The following is a 15,074-nucleotide window of genomic DNA, read 5'->3' as shown; positions in this document are numbered from 1 at the left end:
GGATGGCCGAAATTAATCCAGAAAAAACACTCACGCTTTGTGTTATTAGTAACCATAACATTGAGCTCGAAGCAAAGGCTCAATGCTTTTTTCAAGCTTGTGGTGGACTGATTGGATCCAACGAAACAACCGTTAAATGGCATCTACCTGAGCTTAAAAATGAAGATGAACGTAAAGCTCATCCAATCCATAGTGAGCACGCCAAGATTTCTTTTGAGGAAAACCTTTTCTACCTCGAAGTAACCAATAATCTATCTACGATAAAAAGAACAGACGTTTTAATGGAGCAGCATGATGAGATTGCTTTCGGTGACAAAGTAGAACTCAGAAATGGTGACTACCTGAGTATTGGGCCATACCAAGCTTTGGCTGCAATTCATGATGAAACACTCGAAACAATGGTTGCTAAGTTAGACGAGAGAAAAGCAGAAGCAAAAAAAATGACCGACGAAGCCAATAAATTAATTGCAGAAGCAGAAAAACAGTTTGAGGAGGTTCATGAAATGGAAGACAAACCTGAATCAGAATTACCAACAGAACCTGTTATTCCCGAAACTCCTGAAGTAGAAGAAACAGTCGTGCCCACTATCCCAGAAAACACCCATCACCTAGACGGTGAAGCACCAAAAAGTTTAGATCCTTTAGAACTATTGGGAATTAGTGATAACTCAGCTGCTGCCGAGCCGTTTTCTACTCCAGAGCCCAATATCAGTGAGCAGTTTCAAGCTGAATCCATTAGTCCTCTTAGTCAACCTATCCAAGGGGGTGGATTTATCCCTGAAGACTGGCATAACTTGGATGATGATGGTTTAGGAGACGAGCCATTCGCAGTTGAAACGCCTTCTGCTGAAGCCAGCATTCCAGAACAAATTCAGCCGGCTAGTGCCATACCATTAGCAGCACCTCAGCAAGCGGCTCCTGTTGCTCAAAGCGGCGACTTCAACCTTTTAGCGTGTCGTAGAATTTTTGAATTGGCAGGTTTAGATGTAAACCTAGTCTCCATGCTAGAACCAGAACATGCTTTAAAATCCATTGCCTTGTTACTTAAGTCTAGCCTTCAAGGATTATTGGATAATTTATCTGCTATGGACCAGCTACAAAAACAATTACGCATGCAGCAAGCAACCAATCAAAGCAATATATTTAGCCAATCTCTAGATGGCAGCGATGCCTTGTTTAATCTGTTAATAAAAAAAACTAATCAAACACCTGAATTAGCTATCAATGAAAGCAGCTTAAACCTGGCAACTCATCAAAAAATTCTTCCTGAAGCAATGCAACTTGCCTTCAGTGAGTACATCAAAAGTCAGTCACCAGACGTTCTGGAAAAAGAATTTGAAAAAACAGCCAAGAGCAATATCACAGATCTGGCACTTGGAAAGAAGAGACGTTATTGGGATAGCTATAAAGCGTACTACACTCAGTTGAGCAAAGATGGTACAGAAGCATTCCAAAACCACTTCGCAGAAGCATTTAACAGAGCATACGATGACCTTGCCAGAAGAAATAAATAAGCTATCGCGTTTTGCTCGACTAAATTGGCTGCGGCCGACTTTCACACAGGAATGAATCATGTTCAGGCAATTTTCTTTGACACTTATTTTAGCAGTAACCCTTCTCACTGGATGTGGTGATTCATACGTACGCGCCAACATTTCTGCTAGTGGTGATGTCAACCCAAACCGCTCAGGAAAACCGTCTCCAATCGTAGTGCAAATCTATCACTTGCAAGCCCCAGAAGAATTTGAGAACCAGGATTTTTTCCAGCTGATCGATGATGGCGGATCTTCTCTTGGCGGAGATTTGCTATTGATTGAAGAAGTAGAGCTACAACCCGGCACAGAGCTGGATTACGAAGCTCCCTTAAATGAAAAAACTAAGTACATTGGCGTTGTTGCATCTTTTAGAGATATTCAACGTGCTAAGTGGCGCGATATTCGCCCACTTAAAGATCTGGGCGGCCTTTTAAGCGGCAGCTTTACTATTAAATTAGATAAATTATCTGTATCTATCGGTGACTAACTCACCTGGGGAGTAGCATGTCCTGGAACAATAAAGTCGCATGGCTCGAGGGGACTTTTCTTCGGCCTCAGCACTTCCAGCAGCAGGACAGATTTCTGGAAGCCTTCATTGAAGGCAGAGTAAAAAACCTCAGGGCATACTCCTGGGGTTTTAGCTCTTTTAGTCTGGATCAACGCCAGCTGGAAATGGGAAAGATTGCAATTACCGAAGCCATAGGGGTTTTCCCTGACGGAACCGTTTTTCGGATTCCTGAAGATCACGAACCACCATCACCCATTGAAATTACTGAAAACACTAGGGACCAAGAGGTTTACTTATGCCTGCCATTTCGTAAACCTGGCATTTCAGAAATTGACGTTGCAGATGATCATTCTGCCGTAATGGCTCGATACAAAGCTAAAATAGTTGAAGCAAGAGACAATACAGCCAATTCTACTAGAATGGCTGATATTCAGGTTGGTAGCCTGAAAACCAGCCTCATGTTAGAAAACCAGCAAAAAGATGATTTTAATTGCCTGCCGATTTGCAAAATCATCGAACGAAAAGCTGACGAATCTATTTCTTTGGAAAAAAGTTTCATCCCTACTGCCATCCATTGCCAAGCTTCAGAAGTGCTAGTAAGCCAATTAAGTGAGCTTAATGGATTATTAACGCAAAGGGCCAACGCATTAGCCGCACGCGTATCCGGTAGTGGCCGTGGTGGCACCGCAGAAATAGCAGACTTTTTATTTTTACAAGTCGTCAATAGAAGCCTTCCTGTGATTCGTCATTTGCAGCAGTTGCCAGCAGTACATCCTGAAGAATTTTATCGGTTCTTGATTTCTCTTATTGGTGAATTATCCAGTTTTGCTGCTGGAAACAAAATGACACCTGAACTACCTGCTTATAAACACAACAAACTTTCTGATTGTTTTTCTGAAGTATCCGCCATTCTACGAGATCAGCTCAGCATGGTGATGGAACAAACTGCTGTTTCAATTAAAATTCAGGAAAAACGTTTCGGTATTAAAGTGGGAACTATTGCAGATCTTTCATTGCTTGATAGTGCTAGTTTTGTTTTAGCAGTGAAAGCAGATATCAGCGCAGAAGATATTCGACGCCGCATTCCGTTACAAATTAAAATCGGTTCAGTAGAACAGATTCGTGAATTGGTTAATGTCCAGCTACCAGGCATTCCAATTAGTCCATTACCTGTAGCACCACGACAAATCCCCTACCATAGTGGCTTTGTCTATTTTGAATTGGATAAGAATAATGATTTTTGGCAAGGCCTCAAAGCATCAGGAAACTGTGCAATGCATCTTGGCGGTGAATTTCCTGGTCTTGAAATGGAATTCTGGGCAATCAGGGGATAATGCAGCATGACTTCTGACGAAAACAATAACCCTGATTCATCCTTGCTTAAACCCACCCCCGGCGGTGGGCAGGCTACCAATTCTAGCAATGGAAACTTCCAGCAGCAGCCTCTCAGAGCAACTTCCAGCCTCCCCACACAGGATGGTGATGACATTCAAATTGCAGAAATTAGTGTCAATCCTCTGGTAGCCGCAGCAGCACCACTTTTAACTCTGTCATATCAAATAAGAGCCACGGTTCAGCATAGTAATGTTCCGCAGCTCCAAGGACAGACAATTCAACAAATTAAACAATTTGAAGAAGCGGCCAAAGCAAAGAATTGTCCCCCAGAACAAATTCTCACTGCTCGCTACTGTATGTGTACCTTAATTGATGAAGCAGTACTTTCCACACCATGGGGAAGCAGTAGTAATTGGCCGCTACAGACTTTGTTGAGCAGTTTTCATAATGAAGCATCAGGTGGCGAAAAATTCTTTTTAATTCTGGATCGGTTGCAGCAAGACCCAAGAACTAACCTGCACTTGTTAGAATTATTGTTCAGCTGCATCAGCTTTGGTTTTGAAGGAAAATATCGAGTTTTACCTCGAGGATTAGAACAATTAACCATTCTCCGAGAGCAGCTATTTCAATCAGTTCGCAAGCAGCGCGGGGAGTTTGAAAAAGAATTATCTCCACAATGGAAAGGCAATACTGATAGTGGCAGCCAATTAACTAAATACATTCCTTTATGGGTAGTCGGTGTTGCAGGTGGTGGTGTATTACTACTGCTTTATACAATTTTCGGTTTCCTCGCTGGTTCCAATTCTGACCCTTTAGTTAATCAATTATCTTTAGTCGGAAGAAATTTACCGCCACCCGTTATTCAAAGATCATCTGGCTTGCCTTCATCTAGCGCTTTGATTGATATTATTCAGTCTGGATTAGGTGACTTGCTAGATAAGAAGCAACTTAGTGTAAAACAAGTCAATGGACAGGTGCGTTTATTAATTCCTTCTGCTGAAGTATTCAATGGTGAATCCGCCGAGATTGATGGTGCGCAAGTTCCATGGTTGCTCGATCTAGCCAATATGATGAAATCTTTACCTGGTAACTTGTTAGTAGCGGCACATACCAGCGCATCAGACAAGGTCTCCAATCCTAAAGATATGTTGGCACTTAGTGAATCTCAGGCAATAGCTTTACAACAATTATTTATTAAAGTAACTGGACAAAATGAGCGCTTTTCAAGTCTTGGGCTTGCTGATGAGGAGCCTTTAGCTAGTAGTAATACTGCAGATGGGCGACATCTTAACCAGCGGATTGAAATCCGGATTCTTCCCGAATAAACACGATTACCTGGAACATGTATGATTAAACAATTTTTCCAGAGGATGATTGGTTTTTTAAAACAACGAATCATTATCTCTGTTCTCGGCCTGTTTATGTTCGGTGCTATCGTGTGGTTTGGTGGCCCGTTAATTTCTATTGGTGGCTCAACCCCGCTAGGAAGTGTTACAGCTCGTCTTGTTGTTATTTTTGTTTTTGTTTTAATTTGGCTGCTTTATATTATTTGGAAAATGGCTAGGCAGAAAAAACAAGATCAGGAAATTGAACAAGGTTTGATGCAACAACCAGCACCTACCAATGATAAAAAAAGCATCTCTGACGATGAAGTTTCTGTATTAAAAGAACGCTTCTCTGAAGGTATTGCGGTATTAAAAAAGCACAGCCGGAAAGGTGGAAAAAGCCTAGTTGATTTGCCTTTATATATTATCATTGGTCCTCCTGGCAGTGGTAAAACTACCTCTCTTGCATCTTCAGGATTAAATTTTCCTTTAGCAGAAGAAACTGGGCAGCAATCTATTCGCGGTATCGGTGGTACTCGAAATTGTGATTGGTGGTTTACCGATGATGCTGTACTTCTTGATACTGCCGGTCGCTATGTTACCCAAGATAGTAACTCCGAAGCAGATAGCGCAGCATGGAAAGGTTTTTTAACTCTGCTTAAAAAGCATCGCCGCCGTCGCCCTGTGAACGGTGTAATGGTCTCATTGTCTCTAGCAGATTTAATGCAATCTGATGAGGCCAATCTAAATCGCCACGTAAACTCAATTCGTACCCGAATTAAAGAGCTTTACGAGCACTTCGGTATTCGCTTTCCGGTTTATGTGTTGCTAACCAAATGCGATTTGGTCGCTGGTTTCACCGAGTTTTTTGATGACCTTGGCCAAGAAGACCGCGAGCAGGTATTGGGCCTGACCCTTCCAATGGAAGAAGGTACTGAAACAAGTCCTGTTGAGCACTTCCAAAAATCCTTCGATCAACTGATGGAGCGCCTCAACAGTAGAATGTTGAATCGTTTGAATCAGGAGCGCAGCATGCACCGCCGTGGTTTGGTATTTAATTTCCCAAACCAGATGGATACCTTGCGTATACGCCTTGAGCCTTTCTTACGTGCAGTTTTTGCAGCCAATAAGTTTCAAGAAACCGCCATGTTACGTGGTGTTTACTTCACTAGTGGCACTCAGGAAGGCACGCCAATCAGTCGTATGATGGGCAGCATGGCTCGAAGCATGGGCTTGGAACAACAAGAAACTCGAAGTCAGGACGTTCCCGAGCGCAGTTATTTTATTACCAACCTTTTCCGTCGTGTGATCTTCCCAGAAGCATCATTAGTTGGCAGTAATGCCAAAGTAGAAAGGCGGCGTGCCCAGTTGCAGAAAGGCTCTTACATCGCAACCGCGGCTACTATAGTTTTGTCGATTGGCTTTTGGATCATGAGCTACGGCAACAACGGTGATTATGTTCAGCAAGTCGGTAACGAAGTGCTCGACCTTGAAACTCAAGTCGATCGGTTACGCCCAGAACAAAGTAAGTTAACCGCTACTTTGCCAATGCTTAACAAGGCGAGAAATTTAAGCTCTGGATATGCCAACCTTGATCATGACGTACCCTTCTCACGTGGCTTGGGGTTAGCTCAAGATACCAAATTAGGCGAAGCTGCATCAGACGCTTATGTTCGCTTACTTAAGAGTGCTTTTTTGCCTCGTTTGTCATTGCAGGTTGAACAAATACTTAAAACACCAAGCCTTCGCAGTGACCAACAATATGAAGCGCTAAAAACCTATCTGACATTAAATAGCGATGAGAACTACGACGGTGAGTCATTGGCTCGCTTTCTGGAGCAAAGCTGGAAACAGGGTATTCCTCGTGAATACAGCCGCGAGCAACAACAAATTCTCAATCAACACGTCGCTGCTCTGGCCGCCAATGGCCCGCTAAAATTGAATATCGAACAAGACGACAAACTAATCGACAATGTTCGAAAAGTTCAGCAACAGGTTCCTTTGGCAGAGCGTGCGTTTAGCCGCATTCAACTGACACCAGAAGCACTGGCACTTCCTGAGTTCAACGTTGAAGAATTAATTGGTGCCGATGCACAGTTAATCTTTAGTCGTGATAGTGGTGAACCGATCACTAAGGGAATTCCGGGAATATTCACTCGTGATGGTTACCACAACTATTTCAAAGACGCCGCGTTACCTTTATTGGAAAACTTGGCAAATGAAGAGTGGATTCTTGGCCAGAAAACGAATGTCGACCCAGATCAGCTCAATGCAATGGTTGAACAAATGGAACAGTTATATTTCCAGGAGTTCACTCGTCAATGGAGAACCTATCTAAACGATCTCGCGATCAAGAAGTTCTCTAACTTGCCTCAGGCAGTGGTTGCTTTACAGCTAATTTCAGAATCACCTTCTCCGATTCAAAAATTAGTGACTGCAGTAAAAGAGCAAACCTTGCTTGATGAAGAAGCCTTATCGTTCAAAGATAATCCTGATCAGTTCAAGTTATCTCAAAGACTGCGTCCGGAACTAGCCTTTGCTTCAACCTATAAATTACTAGAAGCACCTGCTGAAGGCGAAGCTGCCCCAATTGCCGCTGTGCTGGCTCAGGTTGGCGAGCTACACGCCTACATGAACGGTATGCTAATCGCAGCCGATCAGGGTGTTGCAGCAATGGCAGTTGCCAGAGAAACCAATGCCGGTAGCAATATTATCGCTCGGTTAAAGCTTCAGTCTGCTAACCAGCCATTGCCGGTATCTCGATTATTGGGACAGCTTGCAGGTAGTAGTTTGAACCTGGTGTTATTCAACGTGAATTCCTACCTCAACAACCAATGGGCTAACGACGTTCGTCCATTCTGTGAGCAAGGCATTGATGGTCGCTATCCTTTAGATAGAACCTCAGAACGAAACATTACGCTGGTTGATTTTGGTCGGTTTTTCTCACCTAGCGGTATTCTTTCAACCTTCTTTGATGAAAATTTGAAAGACTTTGTTGATACCACCAAGGATCCATGGCGCTGGCGTACCATTAAAGGTGCATCATCTCCACTGGATGCAAAATCTTTGAGAATGTTCCAAAACGCTGAAGCAATCCGTACTGGATTTTTCAGTCAGGGCGGCGAATCACCAGCAGTCCGCTTTACCATAACGCCGGTGGTGATGGACTCGACGATTACTCGCTTTCTTTTGAATATTGAAGGTCAGCGCGTGGTTTACCGAAATGGTCCAATTCGCCCGAATAAACTGGTATGGCCTGGCCCGGATCAGGATCAGGAAGTGCGCTTTGATATGGCACCGACACCAGCAGGTAAGCGTTCAGGCCGATCAACTACTGGCCCATGGGCTTGGTTCCGTTTACTAGACAAGTCGAATCTGCGCAAAACGCGTCGTGCCGAGTCTTTTGCTATGACCTTCCGTGTTGGAAGTCGCAAAGCGGTATTTACCATGAATGCCAGCAGTATTGTGAATCCGTTCCAGCTGCAAGCATTGAATGAATTCAGCTGCCTGGATCGCTTGTAATGCAAAATAGTAGTACTGGGTTTTATGGAAAAATGCCTTCCCAGGGTGACTTTGTCTCACGACGGTTACCCCGGGAATTCATCCACTTTTGGGATCACTGGCTACAGAATTCGATCGCTTATAGCCGTGACCAATTGCAAGACAGCTGGCTACAAACTTATCTCACTAGTCCAATTTGGCGTTTCGCATTGTCCCCAGGGCAATGTGATAACCGCTTATGGACTGGTGTGATGATTCCCAGCGTCGATAGCGTTGGTCGATACTTCCCATTGACTATTGCACTAGCTCTACCTGCTTCAACCAATCCTTTTACCCTCGCAGGTGAATTCAAGGAATGCTACGACGCAGCAGAAAAGCTTTTACTATCGACATTGAACGATCGCCAGTTCGACATGGCCAAGTTTGATATGGAAGTATCCAGGCTGTCAGCACAGTTCAACACCACCATGTTGACCCGATCGTTGCCAGCAGCTGATCCTAGGTTTATACCAAAAGACGATTCAAATAATTGGCATATACCTCAGCCCAGTGCCGATGTTTCAGTAAGCTATCCGCACATGTTGCATATTCTGGTTCGCCAGCGGTTTCCAATTTACAGTTTGTTCTGGAGCAAAGGCTCCAATCAGGTTCAGCCTTGTATGTTGGTATCGAGAAATATGCCACCAGTAAGTGGCTTCAGTGGCATGTTAGGTGGCTACTGGCAAAGTGGTAACTGGGAAGACTGGGCAATGTCTTTCCCTATGGCTTCGGGTCGCTGACCCGGGGCCAGTGCCCTAGCAATAACTTCTGTTACAATCGGCATCTATTATCCCCATCTAGCCAGCCTGCATGAGCAAAGCCCTGAGCAACCCGGTTATTCTGCTTGAGAAGAACCTGTCGGAAATATCCTGTAACCATCCTTTAATCGCTAACCCACCCGTTGACGCTGGCCATTTAGCTTTAAATGACCCTCGGTTTTTCTGTACTGATTACAGCGATTATCGCCAATTACAGCAACAGCAAAAATCCGTCACTTTCGGCCATAGCTACCAAGCAAAAACACCGCATGATGGATTAATTTTATTCTGGCCAAAATCCAAAGAACGTGCCGCTTGGATGCTATCTACCCTACTTCCGCAATTAACTGATACCGCTGAAATCTGGTTGATTGGTGATAACCGCGGCGGGATTAAATCAGGTATCAATCAACAGGCAGATTTCTTCAGCGAAACGACCAAATGGGCGAGTGGTAAACATTGCCAGCTTTTTAAAGCATCAGCAGCCAGCATTCTGCCTGCTACGCCAGCAAGTCGTCAGTGGAACATTCCACAAACAGAGCTCACCATTCAAAGTCTACCGGGCGTTTTCAGTCACGGTCGGTTAGATGAGGGGACTCAATTACTGCTTGAACATTTACCCAATTCTAAACCAGGAAAACTGCTCGATTTTGGTTGTGGTGCCGGCGTTTTAGGCGCAATCATGGCCAGTAAAGGTTGGCAGAGTGATATGGTTGATGTTGACGCACTAGCCATTGAATCCAGTAAGCAAACCCTTGCTAGCAATGGTTTGTTTGGCAATGTTTTTGCTTCAGATGTTTATTCCGATGTCCAAGATAAATACGATCTACTGCTTTCCAATCCACCTTTCCACAAGGGTGTTGATACCCATTATTTAAGCAGTGAACGATTTATCCAGCATGCCAAAACCTTCCTCAAACCGGGCGGTGAAATTCGCATTGTTGCCAATCGGTTTTTGAAATATCAGCCACTACTAGAAAAGCTGGGAACCACTGAACTGATCGCACAAAATAATCAGTTCCGCATCTGGAGTTGTCGGCTGCGTTAGTTATCCACAAATACAAAAAAGGGTGCCAATTCAGGCACCCTTTTTCGTTGTATGTGTGTTTAGCCTAGTGACCGCAACCACAGCCGCCATTGCCACCACCGCAGCAACCGCCCTCTTTATCTTTACCGTGCTCGTGACCTTCATCACCGTGGCCACCACAGCAACCGCCTTCACCGTGCTCATGATCGTGGTCATGGCCTTCACCGCCACAACTACCACCACCGCAACAGCCGCCTTCAGCGTCACTTTGCAATGCAGCAATTTCATCATCAGTTGCTGGACGAACTGTGCTCAGTTCAACATCAAAGTTAAGTGTTTTGCCTGCAAATGCATGGTTGGCATCTAACTTAACTTCTTCATCGCCGATTTCAACGATAGTTACAGCCTGCATACCAAATGGAGTTTGCGCCTGAAAACGCATGCCAATGGTAATTTCACCGGCATCTTCAAATGCTTCACGAGGCACCGCTTGAATCAGTGCTTCATCCCACTCGCCATATCCATCTTCTGGTGCAACCTGAACTTGCAGCTTATCACCCACTTTATGGCCTGTCAGCGCTTCTTCCAAACCGTGAATGATCATACCGTGGCCATGGATATACTCCATTGGCTCAGCATCATGGGAGGTTTCGCGGAAATCTCCGCCTTCAATAGTCAGTTCATAATGAAAGCTAACGTGACTGTTTTCCTGAATTTGCATAACAATTACTTCTTGGCAACAAGCTTAGGCTGGCAATCCTAACCACTAAGCCGATGAAAGGGTAGGATTTAAGTCATCATTCGATAAAGATTCAAGAACTTTCGACACAACCTAAATTGAATCTTAAACCAGTTTTTCTTTTCTACTTTTTGTTCTATGAGTTAAGGGTAGCGTAATCATTAGTAGTTTTTTAGGAGCATTTACATGGATCGTTTATTAAAAGCCCTTCATTTTAGACGTCGCCATCGTACTCCTAGAACAGCTAGCCCATCACCAATAACACCAACGAGCCAGGGCGGTACAACATTACTTACATCAGGGTTGGCTGTAGCAGAACCTATATCTATTTCTTTTCCCTTAGCACGCCTTGATAATGTACTTTCAAAATTACCCACCCCTTACAAATCTTTAAATAAAGCAATTATCCTCTACTACAGTGCATATTTAGATTTTTGTGCAAAGTCTGAAGAGGCAAAGAATCCTCAGGGAAAAACAGTTATTTTACTTAAAATACTACAATTGTGTAATTGTATTAAAACTGAAAATATAGAATTTAGTGGATTTATAGCCAGCCTTCATAACCAAATATCTCACTATGGTCAAATAGGTGTCTCAAGCTCTCAACAATTAGCAAGTTCTTTAAACAGAATTATCGAAGATCTACTCAACCTCACAATTCGGGTGACAGGAATTGAAGCCGATATTCGTCATGCTGCCCGTGGTCGATTAATATTTCTTGGTGCAGCAGCAGCGCAAAAATATCGAGTTCAATTCAACGGACACACTTTATTGCATTACAGAGAAAATCCAAATGATAGAAATTCTGGATATGTTAACCCTCATGGTTCCAGACCTTTTAATATTTCTAGCCAAGTGCACCATGTAGATGTACTTAATTCAAAACAAAAAGATATTTTAATTCCGCTTAACTCTTCTCATTTAAGATCATCTTACTTGGTAAATTCTGGAGATAAGCTAGAAACTAAACAAAGACTAGCAGGAGATGAAAGCGGGTTCTGCTGCTATATCATGGATAGGTCAGGAAATTTCTACACAGCGCCCCATTTAGACCTTGGCGTCGATAAACTTGATGATACCGAAGCAAAGCACTTAGCAGGGTTCTTTCATTCCAGTTACCTTCCAGCATCATCTATTGCCTGTAGCGGTTCATGGAAAGTTATTAATGGCAAACTATCTGCCATTACCAATGCTAGTGGACATTTCAAACCAGGTGACCAGCATCTCTATTTTTGCCTACTTCAACTACAAAACCACGTCGACATTTCCAATGTTGAAGTATGGACTTTTGTTCCTCCAAAATTCAACGCCATTAAATCAAGAGGCAAAGCGCCTGAATTTATGAAAAAATTTATTACTGGCGAAGCATTTGATCAAGCAGATAGCTGGTCACAGGATAGAATGGATGAAGATGAACGTGGTCTAACGAGTGCAATGAAAGGGCTAGGTGCTATTGGTATATCAAATCTTCCAGGTAGCACTATTAGAGAGCTTCTTAGTCCACTGAAAACAAATAATCTGGGGGCTGTCGCTAATGAATTTGGTATAGACACTTCTTTGACTGTGGAAGAAAAAGATTGGAAAGAAATTTGTAGGAAAATCACCCTAGAAAATTACCTACTAAAGAGTCAACAAAACTGGGGGAAAATTAAAGAAGCATCCTCTGAGGGAGATATTGGCGGTGAGTGGGTCTAATTCAATTATTTTTTTTTGATGAAAATAATCCCAATAAAATCATTCCTCCACCAATCCAGTGCCATGAGCTGAGGAATTCATCCAGCCACAACCAACCACCGATGGCGGCGAATAATGGAATTAATGGAATGAACATTACCGACATTGCCGGACCAAGGCTGGCAACCCCTTTAATCCAGAAGATATAAGCCAGCAAAGAAGGAAAAACCGCCACATATAATAGCGCCATTAACCCTTGTTGATTCACCAACCCTACATAATTGAATGCGGTTTGCTCCCAAATCCATAGTGGCAACAAAAGGGGCACACCAATCATCAATAAGACAGCCAATAGTTCAGTCACTGACAAGCCTAACTGTTGCAACGGCTGTTGATATTTTCGTAATAGCACGCTGTAAAGCGACCAATCCAAAGCCGCCAATAGCATCCATAAATCGCCGTTACTGAATTGAAAAGCCAGCAACTGCTGCCAACTTCCCTGGCAAACAATCCACACCACTCCGGCACATGCCAATAACACCGACAACCACTGCAATCGGCTAGTGGCTTGTTGCAAAATTAACCGAGCCAATAGCAGTGTCAATAACGGCATGCTGGCACTAATTAAACCAATATTTAAAGCTGAAGAAGTTAGTGCTGCCAGATATAAAAAAGTGTTGTAACCAACAATACTCACCAGACTTAGCAGCAACAGCATTGGCCAATGTTGAAGTAAACTGCTCGACTTTTTCCAAATCCCTCTGGCGAATGGCAGAACAATTAACAATGCCAACAACCAACGAAAGAACGCCAGTGCCAATGGGCCAGTCTCGTTAACAACACTACGAGCAACCAGTGCATTACCTGCCCAAAAAAAGCAGGCAAAAACCAACATCAGCATGGCCGTTCGATTGGAATCTGATTTCAAAATAAATGTCCCAGCATTTTTGTAACAACAGCAGAGAATCCGACTATGCCACAAACTTGGTTCTTTTGAATTTTAAGTAGTTAGCCCCCATCTTTTTGATAAGCGTATTTGTGAAGGCAACTAAATATCAACCGGTTATCAAGATTGATACATCACAAACAATGCAGCGAACTCGCTATCTCACCATCACGAACTGGTTTAACATCCGCTTCCTTAAAATTGCTCGTTTTCTGTAGTCTGAGGTTTTCTGAATGAATAAATCTTCACCGAAAGTTGGTTTTGTTAGCTTGGGATGCCCTAAAGCTTTGGTGGATTCAGAGCGAATTCTCAGTCAACTGGCGCGCGATGGATATCAACTATCTGATAATTATCAAGATGCCGATGTTGTTGTCGTTAACACCTGTGGTTACATCGACCAAGCGCAGCAAGAGTCACTCGATACCATCGGTGAAGCGATCCAGCAAAATGGCCAAGTGATTGTGACCGGTTGTATGGGTAGCGGTTCGCTGGCAGAAAAGATTCGTCAAGCGCATCCGCAAGTGCTCGACATTCAAGCGGCTCACTCAATTGAGAAAACCGTTGAATCTGTCCATCAACAAGCCCCTATTTCAGCTGCTCAGCAACTCGCTTCAGCGCAAGTTCCTACCCAAGGAATCAAACTGACGCCACATCATTATGGCTACCTTAAAATTTCAGAAGGTTGCGATCACCATTGCAGCTTCTCTATTTTGCCAAGCTTGCGTGGAAAACTAATCTCTCGGCCATCTGGCAGTGTGCTGGAAGAAGCAGAGCGCTTAATGAATGCAGGTACCGGTGAGTTATTAGTCATTGCCCACGACACTAGTGTTTACGGTAAAGATCGTAACTATCTAATTGATTATTGGAATGGTAGAAAAATCGCCACCCGCCTAAAAGATTTATTAGAAAATCTCGGCAGCATGGGAATTTGGATTCGACTGCAAGATGCCTACCTAGCACCTGAACTAGATGCGCTAATTCCACTGATGGCCGACGGCACAATATTGCCTTACCTCGACCTACAATTGCAGCATGTCAGCCCAGCCATTCTCGGAGCAATGCAAGCACCTGCTTCCAATGAAAACGCATTAGAGCGCATTCAAAGCTGGCGAGAAACCTGCTCAGACATCGCCCTTAAAGCCCATTTTATGGTTGGTTTTCCCGGTGAAACTGAAGCTGACTTTGAAATGTTGCTCGACTTCCTCAAGCAAGCGCAGCTAGACCATATTGGCTGCCAAGCTTATTGCGCAGTCGATGGTGCCGCAGCCAACCAGCTTTCTAGCAATGTCAGTGAACAAATTAAACAGCAACGTCTTGAGCGCTTAATTGAATTACAGCAACAAATCAGTGCTGAAAAACTTCAGCAACGCATTGGCAAGCGCTACCAGATATTGGTTGATGGCGAGAGTGACAACGGCGAAATTTATGGCCGCAGCTTTGTAGAAGCGCCCGACACCGATAGCGTCATTTGGCTAGAAAATGGCCAAGGGCTTCAGCCAGGTGATTTGGTTGACGTTGAAATTTATGACGCTGACGAATATGACCTTTATGCCCGCCCTGCCGAAGATTAATTCTGGATAAAATTTTCAATCAAGCCGGTCGTATTCTGCGACCGGTTTTTTTTATGCCCCAAAATAGTAAGTCGGTTGAAGGATCAATACCGTTGCTCATACTAAAAATCCAACAG

The 15,074-nt window shown here is 43.6% G+C and carries 11 protein-coding genes; 9 read left to right on the top strand and 2 right to left on the bottom strand.

Going from position 1 to position 15,074, the window contains the following annotated elements:
- Positions 1-2 precede the first annotated feature (2 nt).
- The 7 genes from tagH (at position 3) to DC094_RS14640 (ending at position 10,049) form a co-directional block, all read left to right on the top strand.
- On the top strand, positions 3-1,514 hold the full coding sequence (tagH, locus tag DC094_RS14670) for a type VI secretion system-associated FHA domain protein TagH (protein WP_116687876.1): 1,512 nt from the start codon (positions 3-5) through the stop codon (positions 1,512-1,514).
- Between the two features lie 58 nt (positions 1,515-1,572).
- Positions 1,573-2,022 (top strand): type VI secretion system lipoprotein TssJ, encoded by a 450-nt coding sequence (gene tssJ, locus DC094_RS14665; RefSeq protein ID WP_116687875.1) that lies wholly within the window; start codon positions 1,573-1,575, stop codon positions 2,020-2,022.
- 17 nt (positions 2,023-2,039) lie between these two features.
- Positions 2,040-3,377 carry a type VI secretion system baseplate subunit TssK gene (gene tssK, locus DC094_RS14660; protein ID WP_116687874.1) on the top strand — a complete coding sequence of 446 codons (1,338 nt, stop codon included), beginning with the start codon at positions 2,040-2,042 and terminating at the stop codon, positions 3,375-3,377.
- A gap of 6 nt (positions 3,378-3,383) precedes the next feature.
- On the top strand, positions 3,384-4,703 hold the full coding sequence (gene icmH, locus DC094_RS14655) for a type IVB secretion system protein IcmH/DotU (protein ID WP_116687873.1): 1,320 nt from the start codon (positions 3,384-3,386) through the stop codon (positions 4,701-4,703).
- Between the two features lie 21 nt (positions 4,704-4,724).
- Positions 4,725-8,225, top strand: a complete 3,501-nt coding sequence (gene tssM, locus DC094_RS14650) for a type VI secretion system membrane subunit TssM (RefSeq protein WP_116687872.1) — start codon at positions 4,725-4,727, stop codon at positions 8,223-8,225.
- A complete protein-coding gene (tagF, locus tag DC094_RS14645; protein WP_116687871.1) occupies positions 8,225-8,983 on the top strand; it encodes a type VI secretion system-associated protein TagF in 759 nt (252 codons plus the stop codon). The genes tssM and tagF overlap by 1 nt, the downstream gene beginning before the upstream one ends.
- A gap of 70 nt (positions 8,984-9,053) precedes the next feature.
- On the top strand, positions 9,054-10,049 hold the full coding sequence (locus tag DC094_RS14640; protein ID WP_116687870.1) for a methyltransferase: 996 nt from the start codon (positions 9,054-9,056) through the stop codon (positions 10,047-10,049).
- Positions 10,050-10,113: 64 nt separating this feature from the next.
- Here DC094_RS14640 and DC094_RS14635 read toward each other — a convergent pair whose 3' ends face one another.
- Positions 10,114-10,749, bottom strand: coding sequence for an FKBP-type peptidyl-prolyl cis-trans isomerase (locus tag DC094_RS14635; RefSeq protein ID WP_116687869.1), 636 nt, complete (start codon positions 10,747-10,749; stop codon positions 10,114-10,116).
- A gap of 204 nt (positions 10,750-10,953) precedes the next feature.
- Here DC094_RS14635 and DC094_RS14630 point away from each other — a divergent pair, with 204 nt between their 5' ends.
- The gene (locus tag DC094_RS14630; protein ID WP_116687868.1) at positions 10,954-12,462 is read left to right on the top strand and encodes a hypothetical protein; all 1,509 of its coding nucleotides are present in this window, start codon (positions 10,954-10,956) and stop codon (positions 12,460-12,462) included.
- A gap of 1 nt (position 12,463) precedes the next feature.
- Here the strand turns inward: DC094_RS14630 and DC094_RS14625 are convergent, their stop codons facing one another.
- The gene (locus tag DC094_RS14625) at positions 12,464-13,369 is read right to left on the bottom strand and encodes a DMT family transporter (RefSeq protein ID WP_116687867.1); all 906 of its coding nucleotides are present in this window, start codon (positions 13,367-13,369) and stop codon (positions 12,464-12,466) included.
- A 251-nt stretch (positions 13,370-13,620) separates the two neighbouring features.
- Here DC094_RS14625 and rimO point away from each other — a divergent pair, with 251 nt between their 5' ends.
- A complete protein-coding gene (gene rimO, locus DC094_RS14620; protein ID WP_116687866.1) occupies positions 13,621-14,958 on the top strand; it encodes a 30S ribosomal protein S12 methylthiotransferase RimO in 1,338 nt (445 codons plus the stop codon).
- Positions 14,959-15,074: the final 116 nt, after the last annotated feature.

Origin of the sequence: Pelagibaculum spongiae, assembly GCF_003097315.1 — a bacterium.
Classification (GTDB): Bacteria; Pseudomonadota; Gammaproteobacteria; order Enterobacterales; family Pelagibaculaceae; genus Pelagibaculum; species Pelagibaculum spongiae.
This window is presented reverse-complemented; position numbering and strand designations above follow the sequence as displayed.

What these genes read in the sequence shown, in the direction of transcription:
- tagH (WP_116687876.1), top strand. Translation starts at nt 3, where the DNA reads ATGGCCGAAATTAATCCAGAAAAAACACTCACGCTTTGTGTTATTAGT.
- tssJ (WP_116687875.1), top strand. Translation starts at nt 1,573, where the DNA reads ATGTTCAGGCAATTTTCTTTGACACTTATTTTAGCAGTAACCCTTCTC.
- tssK (WP_116687874.1), top strand. Translation starts at nt 2,040, where the DNA reads ATGTCCTGGAACAATAAAGTCGCATGGCTCGAGGGGACTTTTCTTCGG.
- icmH (WP_116687873.1), top strand. Translation starts at nt 3,384, where the DNA reads ATGACTTCTGACGAAAACAATAACCCTGATTCATCCTTGCTTAAACCC.
- tssM (WP_116687872.1), top strand. Translation starts at nt 4,725, where the DNA reads ATGATTAAACAATTTTTCCAGAGGATGATTGGTTTTTTAAAACAACGA.
- tagF (WP_116687871.1), top strand. Translation starts at nt 8,225, where the DNA reads ATGCAAAATAGTAGTACTGGGTTTTATGGAAAAATGCCTTCCCAGGGT.
- DC094_RS14640 (WP_116687870.1), top strand. Translation starts at nt 9,054, where the DNA reads ATGAGCAAAGCCCTGAGCAACCCGGTTATTCTGCTTGAGAAGAACCTG.
- DC094_RS14635 (WP_116687869.1), bottom strand. Translation starts at nt 10,749, where the DNA reads ATGCAAATTCAGGAAAACAGTCACGTTAGCTTTCATTATGAACTGACT.
- DC094_RS14630 (WP_116687868.1), top strand. Translation starts at nt 10,954, where the DNA reads ATGGATCGTTTATTAAAAGCCCTTCATTTTAGACGTCGCCATCGTACT.
- rimO (WP_116687866.1), top strand. Translation starts at nt 13,621, where the DNA reads ATGAATAAATCTTCACCGAAAGTTGGTTTTGTTAGCTTGGGATGCCCT.